The sequence below is a fragment of the Rhizobium sp. ZPR4 genome (genome assembly GCF_040215725.1).
GTDB classification, from domain to species: domain Bacteria; phylum Pseudomonadota; class Alphaproteobacteria; order Rhizobiales; family Rhizobiaceae; genus Rhizobium; species Rhizobium rhizogenes_D.
Genome location: NZ_CP157969.1, coordinates 144,051 through 161,012, shown reverse-complemented (window position 1 = coordinate 161,012; position 16,962 = coordinate 144,051). Strand labels below are relative to the sequence as shown.

14 protein-coding genes and 1 pseudogene are annotated in these 16,962 nt (G+C 60.2%); 12 read left to right on the top strand and 3 right to left on the bottom strand.

The genetic code is table 11. The features are described from left to right. The first annotated feature begins 1 nt into the window (after position 1). Positions 2 to 673 (top strand): response regulator transcription factor, encoded by a 672-nt coding sequence (locus ABOK31_RS28610; protein ID WP_015342375.1) that lies wholly within the window; start codon positions 2 to 4, stop codon positions 671 to 673. Then, on the top strand, positions 670 to 2,055 hold the full coding sequence (locus ABOK31_RS28605) for a HAMP domain-containing sensor histidine kinase (protein ID WP_349962215.1): 1,386 nt from the start codon (positions 670 to 672) through the stop codon (positions 2,053 to 2,055). The genes ABOK31_RS28610 and ABOK31_RS28605 overlap by 4 nt, the downstream gene beginning before the upstream one ends. Positions 2,056 to 2,141: 86 nt before the next feature. Here the strand turns inward: ABOK31_RS28605 and ABOK31_RS28600 are convergent, their stop codons facing one another. Then, a complete protein-coding gene (locus ABOK31_RS28600; RefSeq protein WP_349962212.1) occupies positions 2,142 to 3,101 on the bottom strand; it encodes an aminoglycoside phosphotransferase family protein in 960 nt (319 codons plus the stop codon). Between the two features lie 46 nt (positions 3,102 to 3,147). Then, positions 3,148 to 3,953: pseudogene (locus ABOK31_RS28595) on the bottom strand (MBL fold metallo-hydrolase). Positions 3,954 to 4,347: 394 nt separating this feature from the next. On the opposite strand from ABOK31_RS28595, the gene ABOK31_RS28590 reads away from it, so the two are divergent. The 10 genes from ABOK31_RS28590 (at position 4,348) to ABOK31_RS28545 (ending at position 14,923) form a co-directional block, all read left to right on the top strand. Beyond that, complete coding sequence (locus tag ABOK31_RS28590) at positions 4,348 to 6,033, top strand: Na/Pi cotransporter family protein (RefSeq protein WP_349962210.1); 1,686 nt, start codon at positions 4,348 to 4,350, stop codon at positions 6,031 to 6,033. After that, positions 6,026 to 6,514 carry an NUDIX hydrolase gene (locus ABOK31_RS28585; protein WP_349962207.1) on the top strand — a complete coding sequence of 163 codons (489 nt, stop codon included), beginning with the start codon at positions 6,026 to 6,028 and terminating at the stop codon, positions 6,512 to 6,514. The genes ABOK31_RS28590 and ABOK31_RS28585 overlap by 8 nt, the downstream gene beginning before the upstream one ends. A 193-nt stretch (positions 6,515 to 6,707) precedes the next feature. Next, entirely contained in the window at positions 6,708 to 7,595 is an 888-nt protein-coding gene (locus ABOK31_RS28580; RefSeq protein ID WP_349962205.1) for an amino acid ABC transporter permease, read from the top strand. After that, the gene (locus tag ABOK31_RS28575; protein ID WP_349962203.1) at positions 7,595 to 8,356 is read left to right on the top strand and encodes an amino acid ABC transporter ATP-binding protein; all 762 of its coding nucleotides are present in this window, start codon (positions 7,595 to 7,597) and stop codon (positions 8,354 to 8,356) included. Before ABOK31_RS28580 ends, ABOK31_RS28575 begins: the two co-directional genes overlap by 1 nt. Positions 8,357 to 8,397: 41 nt before the next feature. Continuing rightward, positions 8,398 to 9,228, top strand: a complete 831-nt coding sequence (locus tag ABOK31_RS28570; RefSeq protein WP_349962202.1) for an ABC transporter substrate-binding protein — start codon at positions 8,398 to 8,400, stop codon at positions 9,226 to 9,228. A gap of 132 nt (positions 9,229 to 9,360) precedes the next feature. Next, positions 9,361 to 10,233 (top strand): polysaccharide deacetylase, encoded by an 873-nt coding sequence (locus ABOK31_RS28565; protein ID WP_349962200.1) that lies wholly within the window; start codon positions 9,361 to 9,363, stop codon positions 10,231 to 10,233. After that, positions 10,230 to 11,129, top strand: a complete 900-nt coding sequence (locus tag ABOK31_RS28560) for a polysaccharide deacetylase family protein (protein ID WP_349962198.1) — start codon at positions 10,230 to 10,232, stop codon at positions 11,127 to 11,129. The genes ABOK31_RS28565 and ABOK31_RS28560 overlap by 4 nt, the downstream gene beginning before the upstream one ends. Then, positions 11,119 to 12,480: an MmgE/PrpD family protein gene (locus ABOK31_RS28555; RefSeq protein ID WP_349962197.1), complete on the top strand. Its 1,362-nt coding sequence runs from the start codon at positions 11,119 to 11,121 to the stop codon at positions 12,478 to 12,480. Before ABOK31_RS28560 ends, ABOK31_RS28555 begins: the two co-directional genes overlap by 11 nt. A gap of 48 nt (positions 12,481 to 12,528) precedes the next feature. Continuing rightward, entirely contained in the window at positions 12,529 to 13,917 is a 1,389-nt protein-coding gene (argH, locus tag ABOK31_RS28550; protein ID WP_349962195.1) for an argininosuccinate lyase, read from the top strand. A gap of 76 nt (positions 13,918 to 13,993) precedes the next feature. Then, positions 13,994 to 14,923 (top strand): LysR substrate-binding domain-containing protein, encoded by a 930-nt coding sequence (locus ABOK31_RS28545; protein ID WP_349962194.1) that lies wholly within the window; start codon positions 13,994 to 13,996, stop codon positions 14,921 to 14,923. A gap of 173 nt (positions 14,924 to 15,096) precedes the next feature. Here ABOK31_RS28545 and ABOK31_RS28540 read toward each other — a convergent pair whose 3' ends face one another. Beyond that, a complete protein-coding gene (locus ABOK31_RS28540) occupies positions 15,097 to 16,830 on the bottom strand; it encodes an alpha-glucosidase (protein ID WP_349962193.1) in 1,734 nt (577 codons plus the stop codon). Positions 16,831 to 16,962: the final 132 nt, after the last annotated feature.

The following is a 16,962-nucleotide window of genomic DNA, read 5'->3' as shown; positions in this document are numbered from 1 at the left end:
AATGCGCATTCTGATTGCTGAGGATGAGCCCAGTATTGTGGCGGACATGCGCCGCTGCCTGGAGGACCAGCATTATGTCGTCTCGACCGTGAGCAACGGCGAGGAGGCTTGGTATCGCGGCGATATCGAGCATTTCGATCTTGTCATCCTTGATCTCGGACTTCCCAAGCTCGATGGCCTGACGGTGCTGCGACGCTGGCGTGCAGAACGCCGCGGTATGCCCGTCATCATATTGACGGCGCGAGACGGTTGGCGCGACAAGGTCGACGGCATGGATGCGGGCGCCGACGACTATCTGACCAAGCCTTTCCGCATGGAAGAACTTCTGGCCCGCGTGCGCGCACTAATGCGCCGCGCCGCCGGACAATCCTCTCCGATCCTTTCCAACGGCGTGCTGGAACTTGACACGCGCCAGCGTACGGTTTCGTTTCGTGGGCAGCCGGTCCAGGTGACGGCGCTCGAATATCGGCTCCTTGCCTATCTGATGCACAATGCCGGCACTGTGCTTTCCCGAACGCAGATCGCCGACAGCATCTATGACGAAGAGACGGAGCTTCTGTCGAACGCGCTTGAAGTGGTCGTCGCCCGCCTGCGCCGCAAGTTCGACGGCACTGTCATCGAGACGCGGCGTGGCCAGGGCTATATCATTCCGCGCGAGGCGCCGCCGTCATGACGCCGTTTTCGCTGCGAGGGCGGTTGCTGCTGGGTTCTGCGGTGGCAATCATTGTCGCAACCTTTCTGGCAGGCGTCGGCATCAATGCCATTTCCGGGCTGGCTGTCAGGGCGCTTGCCCTCTCCGAGATAGACGAGGAATTGCGCGTTCTTTTGGCCGCGGTCGATATCAATTCGTCCAACCAGCTCTTTCTCGACGATACGCCGACGGATTCCCGTTTCGGCATCCCGAATGGCGGTTTCTATTGGCAGGTCGGCCGCAACGGCAACGTGGAGCTGCGCTCGCAATCCCTCTGGGAGCAGAATCTGCCCTGGCTTCGTTCGCGCCCTCGCGATGCTGGCCGGGCAACGGATATGAAAGGACCGAACGGCAGCCATCTTCTTGCCGTCGAGCGCTCCATCTCCATCCCTTCGGCGACGGGCGATCAGATGGTCGATATCTTGATGGGGCTGGACAATCGCGAGCTCGCGCCCGCGCGCTGGCGTTTCTTCTACGCCATGGCGCCATCCCTGGGCGTGTTGTCAGCCGCTCTCATCGTGGCCGTCATTGCCTTTCTGAGATACGGATTGCGGCCGCTCAACGATCTGCGCGCGGCATTGATGGCGGTGCAGGAGCGATCCGCGCGCAAGATCACCGGCCAGTTTCCGCGCGAGGTCCAGCCTCTCGTCGACGATCTCAACGGCCTGCTCGCATCGCGTGAGACGCAGTTGACGCAGGCGCGAGCTCGCGCCGGCGATCTGGCGCATGGTCTGAAGACCCCGCTCGCAGCACTTGAGGCGACCGCCCGCATTCTTTCGGAAGAGGGCATGTCGGAGCGGGCCGCGGCCATCCAGACGGAAGTCAGCCGGATGGAGGCGCAGATCAAGCGAACGCTGGCGCAAACCCGCGCGAGCCTTGCGGCTGCCCATACCGTCGGCGTCATGGATGCCAGCGCCGATCTCCAGAAGATCATCTCGGTCATGCGGCGCCTGTCGACCGAGCGGAAGATCGATTTCGAACTTATGGCGCCGACCGAGATGTGGCTGGCGATCGACGAGGCGGATTTTGCCGACATCACAGGCAATCTGATCGACAATGCCAGGAAATGGACAGCCGGGAAGGTCAAGGTTCGCCTGTCGCAGTTGCCCGAGGGGGTGGAGCTGTGCATCGAAGACGATGGCCCGGGTCTGCCCGAGGATGCGGAAATGGCTTTCATCCGCCGCGGCAGACGATTGGACGAAAGCATCGCCGGAACCGGCTTCGGCCTGGCGATCGCCAAGGATCTGGTTGAAGCCTATGACGGCAAGCTGACGCTCGCCCGTTCCAGTCTTGGGGGACTGTCCGTCACCGTCAATTTGCCGGCGCGGCTGGTCAAGGACAAGCAGGCGGCGCTGGAAAACTAGTTCGGCGCGGTCGGATTGGACTGGAAACAAGGACGGATATCGCCGGTGGCCGCCGGAGCGTAGTGAAGTCTTGAACTACGCGGCATTCATGACCGTACTAAGTTGAGATTGAACTCAAGTGCGCTCTGCATCGCGGCCTGAACTGCCGGTGCTAACGGAGTCTCGTTGCCGTTGAAAACGTGGCCGTGCTCGGCCATCAAGTCCAGTAGAAGGACACTCGTGTAAAGACGAAAAAGCCGGTCATCGGCTCGCCCAGCGTGCCGGAGCCACGCATCGACGTAGCTCACGGGGCCGCCATAGGCCATCAGCGCAGCCAATGTTAAAGCGGCAGGATAACGCGGATCGCCAAAGCAAAGATCATCGACGTCAACAATGCCGCTGAACGCGCCCTCAGGTGTGACAATTACATTCTTTGTCGTGGTGTCATGCAGGAAAGGTATCGCTTCAATCTTGTCGAGCTCTTCGCGTCGGATTGTTACCTCGTGTTCGACTGCGTCAACCAGCCCGACATCAAACAATCCGGCAGATCCGATCCGCCCTCGCGAACGAGCAAGATTGGTAAGCAACACTTGCGACCACACGCCGTGTGGCGCTTGTTCCGCTCGTGCGGCATATCCGTAGCGTCCTGCGGATATGGTTCTTGCTGTGATGGCCTGAGCATGCGCCACGCGTGAAGCAATCCTATCCAGCTTCTCTTCCGCAAGGTTGAAGATGACCGAACCCAGATCCGTGCCGGGAAAACGCTCTAGCAGAAGCCAGGGAAACTCCGCGTCAATATCTTCGGCCAGAATGGCTGGAAGCGGCACACCACCGGGCCGCAATAATCGCGAAAGATAAACCGCACCGGCCATTTCGGCCCGAGCGGATGGATCGGCAATGCGCATAACGGCCGAAGGCCGGTCAGCGAACTGAAGATCGAAGACATAGTGCTGCGCGCCGGTAGTGAAGCGTCTAACAGTAACCGGAGTGCAACCAATGACCTCTGATACGATTGCAGCGGCAAGCCCAGCATCCGGCGTTCGCCGCGTCGGTATTTTCTGTTTCATGTATGAGTAGGCCCATGTCTGAAGCGGAACATCGGTTGCAAAATTCTCAACTTGCGATCGCCTTCAGGTATCTTTCCGCGGAGCGCTCCACCACGCGGCTGCCGTCGCTTTCGACCGTTCTGCCGGGGAATGCGCCATAGATCGCCTCGAAACGATAGGGTCGGACAGCTTCCGATATCGCCGTCACGGCCCTGGGCGCGAGCGGGATGAGATTTGGGTAGCTGCGCATGAAGCTGACGAATTTGCGGTCCATGGTCACCTGCATTGTGTCGCCGACGAAGAGAGCACCGCGCCCGCCTTCGAGCCAGGGGCAATGGAGCACGGAACTGCCGTTGAAGTGGCCGCCCACCGGATCATGGTCGCTCCGCCAATCGGCAGCGTCTCGCCTTTCCATAGACGTAGCACAGCACTCTGCCTTTGCACCCAGTCGCCATCGTCGGCGTGGATATGGATCGGCACTCCGCCGCAGGCGGCACTCCATTCGGTCATCGACGAATAGAAATGAGGGTGGGAGATCGCGATCGCGCTTAAGCCGCCCATGGCGGCAATCCGCGCCTTGCTGGCCTCGTCGATAAGGCTGAGGCAATCCCAGAGGATATTGCCATCAGGTCCTTCGATCAGAAAGGCGCGCTGGCCAATGCCGAAATGGGGCGCGATCTGCAGACTGTGAACGCCTTTGGCCTCTTCATTCCAGATTACCGCATGCCTCCGGCCGATATCCGCCATGTCGGTCCATTCCTGCCCCGATTGAGGTACGAACTGGCGCTCGTCCTCGCAGATCGGGCAGGTCGGCGGCGGTCTGTCGCCTTCGCCGAACTGTGCGCCACATGTGATGCAGATAAAATGCGTCATCTCGAATTCCTCGCCAGTCTGTCTTCTAGCCTGTGGCCGTAGGCCCGCCGCACGGCAAATGAAGGCTTTTGTGCTATATTGGCCAGACATTGGACGGATCAAAGCGAAAAGGCGAAGCAGCGATCCTCAAACAATCTCGTTGCAGACAGAAAATCGTCGTTTTCAGGCCGACCTTTCCCGGAAGTATGGATATTCGTAGTGATAGTGACAGAATTTATGACAATCTATCAGTATGATTTTTAATGTAGAAATTATTATCCTATCAGTTTTGTGACAATCTGGTCTTGCAAAAGGTGCAAAGACAAAGAAACATAGTCGGCTAATGAAAGTTTAGGTAATCGCGATATTGATGTCCGGCATTTATCCGGGCATCGCAGGCATATGGAGGACCACCATGGCGCTTATTTTCGGCCTCGTTGCTCTGGCCGGTCACATCGCCCTCTTGCTCTGGGGCACGCGCATGGTCCAGACCGGCATCCAGCGCGCCTTCGGCCCTGATCTGCGCTCCTTTCTCGGTCGCGCGCTCAGCAATCGGACGAAGGCGTTTTTTGCCGGGATCGGCGTCACCGCCATCCTGCAGAGCAGCACGGCTACCGGCCTGATGGCCTCCGGCTTTGCAGCCGGCGGTCTGGTGGACCTCGTGCCGGCGCTTGCCGTCATGCTGGGGGCCAATGTCGGCACGACGCTGATTGTCCAGGTGCTGTCTTTCGATGTTGCCGCCGCTTCGCCGGCCCTCATCCTTATCGGCGTGCTGATGTTTCGCCGGACCGCGAATTCGCGTGTGCACGATCTCGGGCGCGTCATGATCGGGCTTGGCTTCATGCTTCTGGCGCTGCATCAGCTCCTCGACCTGATGACGCAGTATGAGGGGTCGAAAGCGCTCGCCTACGTCCTCGATGCGATCGCTGCGACACCGGTGCTGAGCATGCTTCTCGCAGCCGTTCTGACGTGGGCTGCCCATTCCAGCGTGGCCGTCGTGCTGCTCATCATGTCTCTGGCAAGCAAGGGGCTGGTCAGCGTCGATCAGGCCTTTGCGCTCGTTCTCGGCGCCAATCTGGGCACTGCGATTAATCCACTCATCGAAGGGCAGTCGGGCGCCGATCTCTCCGTCAAGCGGCTGCCCATCGGCAACATGCTGACGCGTATTATCGGCGTTGTTGCGGTGATTGGCCTCTTGGAGCGGATCACCCGCCTGTCGGCGCTGGTCGATAGCGACAGCGCCCGTGCCGTCGCCAATTTTCACAGCGCTTTCAACGTCGTTCTGGCCGTGGTGTTCATGCCGTTGTTGCGGCCTTATGCCGATCTCTTGACCAAATTGCTGCCGCAGAAGATCGACGAGGCCGATCCGACACGCCCGAGATATCTCGATCCGGCCGCCAAGGAAACGCCTGTGGTCGCTCTCGGCGCGGCAGCACGCGAGGCGTTGAGACTGGTCGATGTGCTCTCGGAAATGCTTGCAGGCGCCAAATCCGCCTTGTCGGACACGGATCGAAAGGCGCTGACACGATTGCGCTCGCTGGACAATATCCTCGACAGCCTGAATACGGCGGTGAAGACCTACCTGACCTCGATCGATCCCGATGAGCTCGGCGAAGCCGACAGGAGACGTCTGAACGAGATCCTGCTGTTCTCGATGAACATGGAACATGCCGGCGATGTGCTCGACCAGAACCTCCTGCCGCACCTGGCAAAACGCCTGCGCCGAGGTTTGAGTTTCTCGAAGGAAGGGCAGCTCGAACTGGCGACATTGTTCGACCGATTGCAGTCGAACCTGCAAACGACGGCCGCTCTGTTCATGACACAGAACGAGAGTGCCGCGCGCATGCTGGCGGACGAGAAGGTGATTTTCCGCAAGGCGGAGCGTGAGGGAACGGAAGCCCATTTCCAGCGCTTACGTCAGGGCGGGATCGAGACGGCCGAGACCAGCTCGCTTCACCTCGACCTTCTGCGCGACCTCAAGCAGATCAATTCCCACCTCGTTGCCGCCGCCGCCTATCCCGTTCTGGAAGAGCGCGGCGAACTGCTGCAAAGCCGGACGCCGAGCCCGGTCCGGCAGGCGGCAGTGACGGCACATGACTAAAAAGACCTATCTCGGTCGTTTGGCGGACGAAGCTGGAAAGCTCTTTGCCGGCCGGTTGATCGAGCAATATGCCGCGATCTGTTACAGGCGCTTGCCCGCGCGAAAGGATGTGCAAATCCTGCTGATCACGTCGCGCGACAGCGGCCGGTGGGTCATTCCCAAGGGATGGCCGATGGAAGGCAGGCTGCCGCATCAGGTCGCCGAACGCGAGGCCTGGGAAGAGGCCGGCGTCAAGGGAAAGGCCAGGAAGAAGAATTTTGGCTATTATACCTATCTGAAGTCTCTCGATACCGGCGATACGGTTCCCTCCGTAGTTCAGGTTCATCTGCTTGAGGTGACGGGACTGGACGAGCGCTTTCCCGAGCGCGGTCAGCGCCAGCGGCAATGGTTCTCGCCCAACGAGGCGGCCGCCCGCGTTCGGGAACCGGAGCTAAAAAGCCTTCTGCGCAGGGTCGAGACCGCCCTCACGCCGGATCGGTGAAACAAGAAGCCCCGGCTTCCTCCATCCCAATTCGCCGCGACCAGACGGTGCAACATCCTCATGGGTGTCCCTGATTTATGCGTAAAGCGCATAAATTACATGTCTAAATCTCGTTTGCGGATGAATTCAAAAGCAACGTAACTTTTCCCCACTAGAAAATGGAAGCTCACCAACGAGCTCAGGGGATCGAAATTTGACCAACTCAGCGCCACTGGACGTGAATGCGCTTGTGATCGTGCCGCAGCGAAAGATCGGCACGAAGATCATGGCGGCAATCTGCATAATCCTGCTTCTTCTGTTGGCGAGAGCCTTCTGGAAGGGCGACATCGCCTGGGAATATGTCGGACAGAACCTGTTCACCAGGGCCGTCCTGGCAGGGGTTGGCAACACGATCATCATGACCTTCTGCGCCATGATCGTCGGCATCGTCCTCGGCGTCATCGCAGCGATCATGCGCATGTCCGACAATCCGGTTCTGCGCAGTATTTCCGTCGGCTATGTCTGGCTGTTTCGCGGCACGCCGGCGCTGCTGCAGCTTCTCTTGTGGTTCAATCTCGCCCTGATCTTTCCGACGATCGGCATTTCGGGATTGTGGTCGATCCGCACCGTCGATGTCATGACGCCCTTCGTGGCCGCCCTTCTCGGCCTTGGCATTCAGCAGGGCGCTTACACAGCCGAAGTCGTGCGGGCCGGCCTTCTGTCAATCGACAAGGGCCAGATGGAAGCGGCGCAATCGATCGGCATGACGAAGCTTAGGGCAACGTTGAAGATCGTGCTGCCGCAGGCCATGCGCGTTATCGTTCCTCCGATCGGCAACGAAACCATCGGCATGGTGAAGCTGACGTCGCTTGCCAGCGTCATCCAATATTCCGAGGTGCTGAAAAACGTCGAGGATATCTACTACGTCAATTCGCGCGTCATCGAACTGCTGATCGTTGCCGCGATCTGGTACATGGTCGTCGTCACCGTGCTCAGCATTGCGCAAATCTACATCGAGCGGCATTTCTCCAAGGGCTGGGGCCGGCGTGATGCGAGCGCCCAGCAGGCAGCCAACCAGGCTCTGGTCGGGGAGGCTTCCTGATGGACGCGATCATCAAGGCACACGGCCTGCAGAAGTATTTCGGCACGTTTCACGTCCTGAAGGACATCGATTTCGAGATCCGGAAGGGCGAAGTGGTCTGCATCATCGGGCCTTCCGGCTCGGGCAAGAGCACCTTCCTGCGCTGCATCAACCAGCTGGAACAGATCGACGGCGGCTATGTCACGGTCGAGGATGAGATCGCCGGCTATCGCCGCGAGGGCAACAGGCTGTTTCACCTGCCGGATCGCGAGATCGCCCGCCAGCGTCAGTCCGTCGGCATGGTCTTCCAGAAATTCCATCTTTTCCCGCATCGCACCGTCCTGCAGAACATCATCGAAGGTCCGGTCGGTGTGCAGAGGCGGCCCAAGCAGGAATGCATCGCCGAGGCGCGCATTCTCCTGCAGCGTGTCGGCCTCGCCGACAAGGCGGGCGCCTATCCGGGCGAGCTGTCCGGCGGCCAGCAGCAGCGCATCGCCATTGCCCGCGCGCTCGCCATGAAACCGAAGGCGATGCTCTTCGACGAACCGACCTCGGCGCTTGATCCCGAGCTCGTCGGCGAGGTGCTCGGCGTCATGAAGGAACTTGCCGCGTCAGGCACGACGATGATCGTCGTTACGCATGAAATCGGCTTTTGCCGCGAGGTCGCCGACCGCGTCGTCTTCATGGATGCCGGCATGATCGTCGAGACCGGGACGCCGAGCGACATATTGGAAAACCCCAGGAATCCCAGAGTGAAGAACTTCATCTCTGCGGTGCTTTAACAACAAAAGAACCTGAAGAAAGATCATCAGAGGAGAATTGCATGAAACTCATTCGTCTCGCCGCCTCAGTAGCCCTGCTGTCGCTTGCGGCCACCGCCGCCTCCGCGGATTCAAGCCTGAACCTGATCAAGGATGGCGAGCTCCGCATAATGACCAACCCGATCTATCCGCCGATGGAGTTCGTCAATCCGGACACCGGTACGATCGATGGTTTCGACGTTGATCTGGCAAACGCGATCGCCAAGAAGCTCAACCTGACGACCGTCTTCGTGACCTCGGCTTTCCAGGAATTGCAGAGCGGCCTGCAGACCGGCCGCGCCGACATGATCATCTCCGGCATGAGCGACAACGTGAAGCGCCAGGCCGCCATGGACTTCGTCGACTACATCACCAGCGGCCCGATCCTCTTCACCGTCAACGCCAATGCCGGGACCTACAAGCAGGCGACAGACCTTTGCGGCAAGACGGTTGCCGGAAGCCGCAGCACCTCCTTCGGCGATAACGTCAAGGCCTGGAGTGCCGAGAATTGCGAAGGCAAGGGCAAGCCCGCCATCAAGTTCGAGGGGACCGCGGATTCGAACGCGGCCCGTCTTGGCATGAAGCAGGGCCGCTATGACGCCGTCGTGCAGGGCATCGAAACGATCGCTTACCAGATGCGCGTCGAGCCAAACACCTATACGCTCGTTGGTGAGCCGCTGCTCAGCAACGACACCTTCGGCATAGGCTTCAAGAAGGACCATACCGCGCTTCGCGACGCGGTTGCCGGCGCTCTCGACGCGCTGATCACGGACGGCAGCTACGATGAGATCCTCAAGAAGTGGGGCCTTGTCCACAATGCCGTTCCGAAGGCCGTCATCAACGGCGTCAAGTAACACTTAGAAGAAGCGCCGCGATCATAGCGGCGCTTCCTTCATCCCATTGCATGCAGCCATCGGCCGGGGCGCCTCAGCGCCCACGGATGGATGGTTGCGCCCGAAAACACCTCAAGACGCATGCAGAGTCCCATGACTGCGAAGAATGCAACCAAATCGGCGAAACCAAGCCTGTGGCCGGAAGGCCGGCAATCGGCTGTGGCGCTCGCCTTCGATGTCGATGGCCCGACGGGCGATGCGATGCTCGACGGCTCGCTGCTGTCCAATCCGCGCTATTTCACGCAGGGCGCCTATGGCCCGTGGCGGGCGCTGCCGCGCCTTCTCGATCTTCTCGCGGCCTACGGCCTCAAGGCTACCTTCTTCGTGCCGACCTGGGTGGTCGAACATTGGCCCTCGCAATGCGAGCGTATTCTTCGCGATGCCCACGAGATTGCCTATCACGGCCATTATCACGAGGTCTTCATCGACTGCGGCTACCAGCAGCAGCTCGATATCATGGGTCGATCCCGTGACATCTTCCGAAGCCGAATGGGTGTATCGCCCGTCGGCTTCCGCACACCGTCGGGCGACTGGAGCGACGAGACGGCGCAATTGCTACACGAGTTCGGCGTGATCTATTCGAGCTCGATGCGCGGTGATGACAGGCCTTACTTTCATACCACGCCGCGCGGGCGCGGATTGGTCGAGATTCCGGGGCGTTGGGATATCGATGATTATACCGCGCTCGCCTATACCGAAGAGCCTGATTTTCCCATCGGTCTCGACCGCATCTCGGGCTACGCCGATGTTCAAAAGAACTGGTGCGCCGAATTCGAAGGCTATCACCGCGAAGGGCTCTGCTGGACGACGATCCTGCACCCGAAGGTCTGCGCCAAGCCCGGCCGGCTCGCGATCCTTGAAGGCCTGTTTAAAGCGATCACCGCCCATGGCGACCGCGTCTGGGCAACGCATTGCGCCGAAATCGCAAAATGGTGGATCGTACAACATTCGGAGACTGCCGCATGACCAGCACGGCTTCTGAAGGCTTCTGGCCACAGGGCAAGAGATGCGCGGCCATTGTCTCCGTGATCTTTGATGATGGCCTCGATGCCGTCGCGCAGGCGCCGGACTTGAAGGGGCGCAGCAAGAGCTTTTCCGTCTGGCAATATGGCGCAACACGCGGCGTCGAGCGCCTATGCAACGCCTTTGCCGATGCCGGTATATCCACGAGCTGGTTCGTGCCCGGGGTCGTCGCGGAGAAACACGAAGAATTGCTGCGCGATGTCGTGTCGCCGCGCCATGAGATCGAAAGCCATGGCTGGGATTTCGAGCGCTACGAAGCCATCTCCGCGCCCGAAGCCGTCGATCTGCTGAAGCGCAGTCGCGAGAGGCTGAATGCGATCGCATCGAATGACGTCTCCGGCTTCCGGCTTCCGGCTGGCAACTGGCCGCGTCGCTTCGACCGCCTGCTCGTCGAGGCTGGCTATTCTTGGTCGGCATCGTTGAATGGGGACGATGTGCCCTACACTCATTCCTCGTCGCTGGTGGAGATCCCGGTTCACAACGAGCTCGAGGACCGGCCTTACTTCCAGTTCAATTTCACGCCGGCCTTCCCGAAGGGGCAAAGCCGCATCCCGTCTTATGAGGCAGTGCTCGGCAACTGGATCGCCGAGTTTGATGCCTACCGCAAATACGGCCTCTGTTGCGTCATCCAGCTTCGCCCGGAATGGACCGGCACGCCGGGCCGGATCGCACTTGTTGAAGCCCTGCTTGCCCATATCACGAGCTTCCACGACGTGTGGCTGGCGACGGCCGCAGACGTAGCCCGCTGGCACGCCGACAAGGGCCTTGCTGCACCGGGCGACCACCCGATCAATGTCTATGAAGACTATGTCGATGAGGAACGGTCCCGTGAGCGATAATCTGACCCAGGCACTGGCGGATCTCGTTTGCTCGACCAACTATGAAGCCTTTCCACCCGAGACCATCCACAAGGCGAAGCTTCATATTCTCGATACGCTGGGTGCTGCGATCGCCGGTTCGGCATCCCGCGAAACTGACGCCGTCGTCGCAATGCTCGGTATCCAGGCCGGAACCGGATCTTCCCTGATCTGGGGCCGATCGATTGCGTCGGACGCGAGAACGTCGGCTTTCGTCAACGGTGTTTCTGCCCATGCCTACGAGCTTGACGACAGCGGCGGCTGCGATCATTCCGGTGCAGTCGTCCTTCCAGCCGTGCTCGCCGCGCTTGGCGATCACGAAGGGCCGGTTGGTGGTCGCGACCTGTTGCGCAGCGTCTTGCTCGGCTACGAGGTCGGGCGGCGCGTGCTGGAAGCCGTCGGCGGATATGAAGAGCACAATGGTCTCGGCTGGCATTCAACGGGGACGTGCGGCGCGTTCGGAGCTGCCGCCGCCGTCGGCAGTTTGGTGAACCTCGATGTGAATGCCATGGCCTCCGCTTTGGGTTCGGCCTGCTCCTTTGCTGGCGGCACCTGGGCGTTCATCCATAATGGCAGCTCGACCAAAAAGCTCCACGCTGGCCGTGCCGCCGAAGGCGGGCTCATGGCCGCTTACCTCGCAGGGCAGGGTTTCGAAGGCCCCGACAGCGTTTTCGAGGCGGAGCGCTGGGGCAGCTTTTTCGCGACCTTCGGTGCCGGCAAGGGCGATCCGCAGGCGCTCGTCCGCGATTTCGGACACTATTGGCGGCTGAACCGGTGCTCCATAAAGCCGCACGCCACCTGCCGGGGCACGCATGCGGGGATCGATGCGCTGGATTTGCTGCTGCAGCGTCATGGGCTTGGTCCCGCCGATATCGCCGCCATCAAGGTGGATATCAGCGGTTTCCAGTATGGCATGTGCGGCGGCAAGATCATTTCATCCCGCGCCCAGGCGCAGATGAGCCTGCCCTATGCGCTGGCGGCGCGGTTGCGTTACGGCAAGGTTTTTCTGGCCGAACTTGAGGAGTCCGCGTGGTCGGCTGCCGAGATTGGTCCATTGATGGATCGTATCACAGTGCGTATCGATCCCGCCATGAAGGACGAGGATGAACCGGCGATCACCATCGTGACTGCCGCGGGCGAGCGACATCGGCTCGTTGTCGAATTTCCACTCGGGGGACCGCAGAACCCGCTGAGCGATGAAAGGCTGATCGGCAAATATGCAGCGCTCGCCGGCATGGTGCTGCCGGGATCAAGGGTCGACGCTCTCAGCGACTACGTTCTCGATCTCGAAAACCAGACCGACACCCGCAGCCTGCTTGCGCTGCTTCAATAGAGGATGCGCCCGGAGGAGGGTGGCATTCGTTCAAAAGGGAAGACCGCGATGAGAAACCAGAAAGAAGCCACATGGTCCCCGCTGTTCAAGGAGGCCGTCTCCAGGGATTTCGAAAGCTTTCACGAATGTCTTGATCAGGACAAGCGCATCGCCCTGCACGACGTTGCTGGTTCCAAGGTTCATGCCGAAATGCTTGCCCGCGCTGGCATTCTGACTGCCGGGGACAACGCGCAGATCCAGACCGGCCTCGACCAGGTGGCGGAAGAAATGCGCTCCGGCGCCTTCGAGTGGAAGACGGAGCTTGAAGACGTTCATACCAATGTCGAGGATCGGCTGATCGCGCTGATCGGCGATGCCGGCAAGAAGCTGCACACCGCAAGATCGCGCAACGATCAGGTGGCGACGGACATTCGTCTCTATGCGCGCGAGCAACTGGATCTTCTTGCTGATGATCTAAAGACGCTCATCGGCGCCTTCGTCGACCTTGCCGAGAAACACGCCGATGCGATCATGCCGGGCTTCACCCATCTGCAGGTGGCGCAGCCCGTGACCTTCGGTCACCATCTCATGGCCTATGTCGAAATGTTCCTGCGCGATCTCGATCGTGTCGGCGCGGCGCGCGAACGCCTCAACGTTTCACCGCTTGGTGCCGCAGCGCTCGCAGGCACCGGCTATCCGATCGATCCCGAATACAGCGCCTCCGAGCTTGGTTTCTCTACGTCCTTTGCCAACTCGCTCGACGCCGTTTCCGACCGTGATTATGTCGTCGATGTCTGCAGTGCCGGCTCGATCATCATGGGACACCTGTCGCGTTTCAGCGAGGAAGTCATCCTCTGGTGCACGCCGATGTTCGATTTCATCGAAGTGGGCGACCAGTTCTGCACCGGCTCCTCGATCATGCCGCAGAAGCGCAATCCGGATCTTGCGGAGCTTGTGCGCGGCAAGGCCGCCCGTGTTATGGGCAATCTCGCCTTTTCGGCTGCGCTGATGAAAAGCCAGCCGCTCGCTTTCAATAAGGACCAGCAGGAATCGAAGCCGCCGCTCACCGATACGCTCGAGACCGTCCGCGCTGCGGTCAGCGTCACGGCGCAGATGATCCCGACCATCACGGCCAAGCATGCAAAGATGCTCGCGGCTGCCAATCAGGGCTATTCCACGGCAACCGATCTTGCCGATTACCTCGTCCGCGCCGGTCTGCCGTTTCGCGATGCGCACCACGCCGTGGCCGCGATCGTCGGTGCTGCCCGCGACAAGGCGCTGCCGACGCTTTCGGAGCTTTCGCTCGCCGACATGCAGGCCTTTTCGCCTGGTATTCGCGAGGATGTCTTCGAGGTGCTGACTGTCGAGGGTTCTGTCGCCAGCCGCGATCACAAGGGCGGCACAGCGCCGCGAAGGGTCCGGGAAGCCATCGAGACGGTGCGCCGCGCGATCGCCTGAGGGCCGTCGGTTGCCATTCCATCCACATGCTTTAATGCTTGCTGTTCGAGACAGCAGCGGAGAAGCCGGGTAGGGAATGGAGCCGAGGTTCGATCACAACAGATTGCCGCCGCTGCAGACGCTGCAAACCTTTTCCGTTGTCGCGGAAACGGGCAGTTTCACGGCGGCGGCGGCAGAACTCAATCTCAGCCAAAGTGCAATCAGCCGGCAGGTGCAGCAGCTCGAGCATTATTTCGGCTGCAGCCTGTTCGAGCGCCACACCCGCAAGGTGGCGCTGACGGAACGCGGCATGGCGCTGATCCCGATCGTCGACGGCCTGCTCGCCTCGTTGAAGACCTCGTTCGAGGCAACGCGAACGACGGTGCGCTCTCTGACTATTCGCATGCCGCCGACCTTCGCGCGCAAATGGTTCCTGCCTCGCCTGCCGGATCTTCATAGCCATCATGAAGACCTGAACATCAATATCGATACCGCCTGGTTCCTGCGGCCGACCTTTTCCGTCGGCGATATCGACATGTTGATCACCTACGGCAACGGCCACTGGCCCGGCATGGATGTGCTGCCGCTATTGCGGGAGCAGCTGACGCCGATGTGCTCGCCGCAATTTCTATCCAGGCTCGGCGATCCGCCCGAGGTGAAGAACCTGCAGAACTGCGTCCTGCTGCACTCCAATCCGCGCCATAGCGACTGGACGCTCTGGCTGCAGGCCGAAGGCGCCTATTCGTTCCAGGCCTCTCGTCATCAGGTCTTTGACACGCAGGATTTCGCGATGACCGCGGCTGCGAGCGGCTATGGCGTAACGATGGGCGATCTCGTGTTTTCTCGACAGGATCTGGAGAGCGGCGAGCTGGTCGCTCCTTTCGAGCGGATCATCGACAGCGGCTACGGCTATTATGCGCTTTGGCCGGCAAGAGCCGAAGCGCGCCAGAAGGTGCGGGCCTTTTCCGACTGGCTCGGGCACGCTTGCAATGCAACTGCCGACGGCTTTGGGGGCGATCGGACCTGACGTTTAAAGGAAGGAAGCGGCGGCGAAATCAGAGACTTGCCGACAGCGCTTCATCCAGATTGCCATCGCGCGTTTTGCAGTTGAGTTCCGTAAGTTGATACGGAGCGATGGCTGATCGAGATAACGCGCCGAGATGATGACCGCCTTCATAGGCGTTCCATCGATCGCGTTGCTTATTGCGCAGATGACAGGAAAATCAAAGCTTCCCATGGCCGCAGGATTTTGATTGCTTCCATCGGCTCGGCGTCGTCATCGTAATTGCTCGATACGAGCTTGAGATCGGGCGACGCATAGGCACCACCGTCGACGGCTGCCGGTTCGGAGGAGAGATTGGCAAGCATGACGGCACGCTCGTCGCCGAGCGTACGGATGATGATATAGAGCTGCGGGTCGTCGAGCGCTTCGAGCTTTGAACTGCCATAGGCGATCACGTCGTGCTCGTGTCGGAGTGCGACCAACTGCCGGTAGTGATGCAGCACCGAATGCGGGTCGGCCCTTTCGGCCTCGATATTGATCGTCTTGTAATTGGGATTGATGGCCATCCAGGGTTTGCCGGTCGAAAAGCCGGCATTGATGCTTGCATCCCATTGAACCGGGCTGCGGGCATTGTCCCGCGCCATTGGCCTGATGACGCGCATCAGTGCCTCCTGATCCTGCGCGGGATCGGCTGCCATACACGAAAAGTAATAGTTGCGCGACTGGACATCGAGAAGATCGTCGATGGTTTTCAGCTCGGGATTGGTCATGCCGATCTCCTCGCCCTGATAAATGTAGGGGGTGCCTCGATGCATATGCAGAACCGTGGCGATGGCCTTGGCCGATTGAACCCTGTATTGGCTGGTATTGCCCCAGCGCGATAGCGCGCGCGGTTGGTCGTGATTGTTGAAGTAGAGGCTGTTCCAGCCGGCGTCGGCCAAGCCATCCTGCCAGTGTCCCATGACGGCTTTGAGCTTACCGAGCTCCAGCGTCGTCGGTGCCCAGCGCGTCGCGCCGATCTGATCCACCTGCATATGCGCGAACTGGAAGACCATGTTGAGCGCGCCGGTTCGCTCGTCAGTCAGCGCCTTCGCATGATCGACGATCGCCTGCGGCGTTTCGCCGACAGTCAGCAGCACTTTGTCGCGACCGTCGAACACCTCGCGGCGCATTTCGCTCAGGAACTCCAGCAGCCGCGGGCCGTGGATATAGTGCTGCCTGCCGTCGCTCGATGCATCTGTGCCGATCGCGTCGGGAAGGCCGTCGACCTTGGAGATGAAGTTGATGACATCCATGCGGAAACCATCCACGCCGCGATCCAGCCACCAGCGCATCATCTCGTAGACGGCCTGACGCAGTTCGGGGTTCTCCCAATTGAGATCCGGCTGCTTGCGCGAGAAGAGATGCAGGTAGGACTGGTCGGTCACCTCATCATATTCCCAGGCCGAACCTGAAAAGCGTGACTTCCAGTTGTTTGGGGCCGAGCCATCCGCCTTGCGGTCCCGCCAGTAATACCAGTCGCGCTTGGGGTTATCGCGCGAGGCGCGGGATTCGACAAACCAGGGATGTTCGTCCGACGTGTGGTTCACGACCAGATCCATCAGCAGCCGCATGTCGTGTGCATGCATTTTCTCGATCAGTTCGTCGAAATCGGCGAGTGAGCCGAACAGCGGATCGATGTCGCGATAGTCGCTGATATCGTAGCCATTATCATCCTGCGGCGAGGGATAGACGGGCGAAAGCCAAATGACATCGACGCCGAGCCAGGCAAGATAATCGAGGTGGTTGATCAGCCCGCGCAGATCACCGATACCGTCGCCATTGGCGTCGGCAAAGCTCCTTGGATAGACCTGATAGACGACAGCGCGTTTCCACCAGGCCGCGGTTGCAAGTGTCGTTTCGGGAGGCGCGGAGGAAGTTGGGACGGACATGGTTTCTCCAGTCGTTCACTCGTGACGTCAAGTGTATCCGATTCACCGCCGGTCAAGGGTCTGCGACGATCCGTTCCGCGATTGCGATCGGCGTGCAGGCTCATCTGTGGTGTCGATGCGATGGATTTTGTC

Excerpts from the sequence above, each read along its gene's own strand:
- ABOK31_RS28570 (WP_349962202.1), top strand. The coding sequence starts at position 8,398 with ATGAAACTCATTCGTCTCGCCGCCTCAGTAGCCCTGCTGTCGCTTGCG.
- ABOK31_RS28600 (WP_349962212.1), bottom strand. The coding sequence starts at position 3,101 with ATGAAACAGAAAATACCGACGCGGCGAACGCCGGATGCTGGGCTTGCC.
- ABOK31_RS28590 (WP_349962210.1), top strand. The coding sequence starts at position 4,348 with ATGGCGCTTATTTTCGGCCTCGTTGCTCTGGCCGGTCACATCGCCCTC.
- ABOK31_RS28605 (WP_349962215.1), top strand. The coding sequence starts at position 670 with ATGACGCCGTTTTCGCTGCGAGGGCGGTTGCTGCTGGGTTCTGCGGTG.
- ABOK31_RS28565 (WP_349962200.1), top strand. The coding sequence starts at position 9,361 with ATGACTGCGAAGAATGCAACCAAATCGGCGAAACCAAGCCTGTGGCCG.
- argH (WP_349962195.1), top strand. The coding sequence starts at position 12,529 with ATGAGAAACCAGAAAGAAGCCACATGGTCCCCGCTGTTCAAGGAGGCC.
- ABOK31_RS28560 (WP_349962198.1), top strand. The coding sequence starts at position 10,230 with ATGACCAGCACGGCTTCTGAAGGCTTCTGGCCACAGGGCAAGAGATGC.
- ABOK31_RS28540 (WP_349962193.1), bottom strand. The coding sequence starts at position 16,830 with ATGTCCGTCCCAACTTCCTCCGCGCCTCCCGAAACGACACTTGCAACC.
- ABOK31_RS28575 (WP_349962203.1), top strand. The coding sequence starts at position 7,595 with ATGGACGCGATCATCAAGGCACACGGCCTGCAGAAGTATTTCGGCACG.
- ABOK31_RS28610 (WP_015342375.1), top strand. The coding sequence starts at position 2 with ATGCGCATTCTGATTGCTGAGGATGAGCCCAGTATTGTGGCGGACATG.
- ABOK31_RS28585 (WP_349962207.1), top strand. The coding sequence starts at position 6,026 with ATGACTAAAAAGACCTATCTCGGTCGTTTGGCGGACGAAGCTGGAAAG.
- ABOK31_RS28545 (WP_349962194.1), top strand. The coding sequence starts at position 13,994 with ATGGAGCCGAGGTTCGATCACAACAGATTGCCGCCGCTGCAGACGCTG.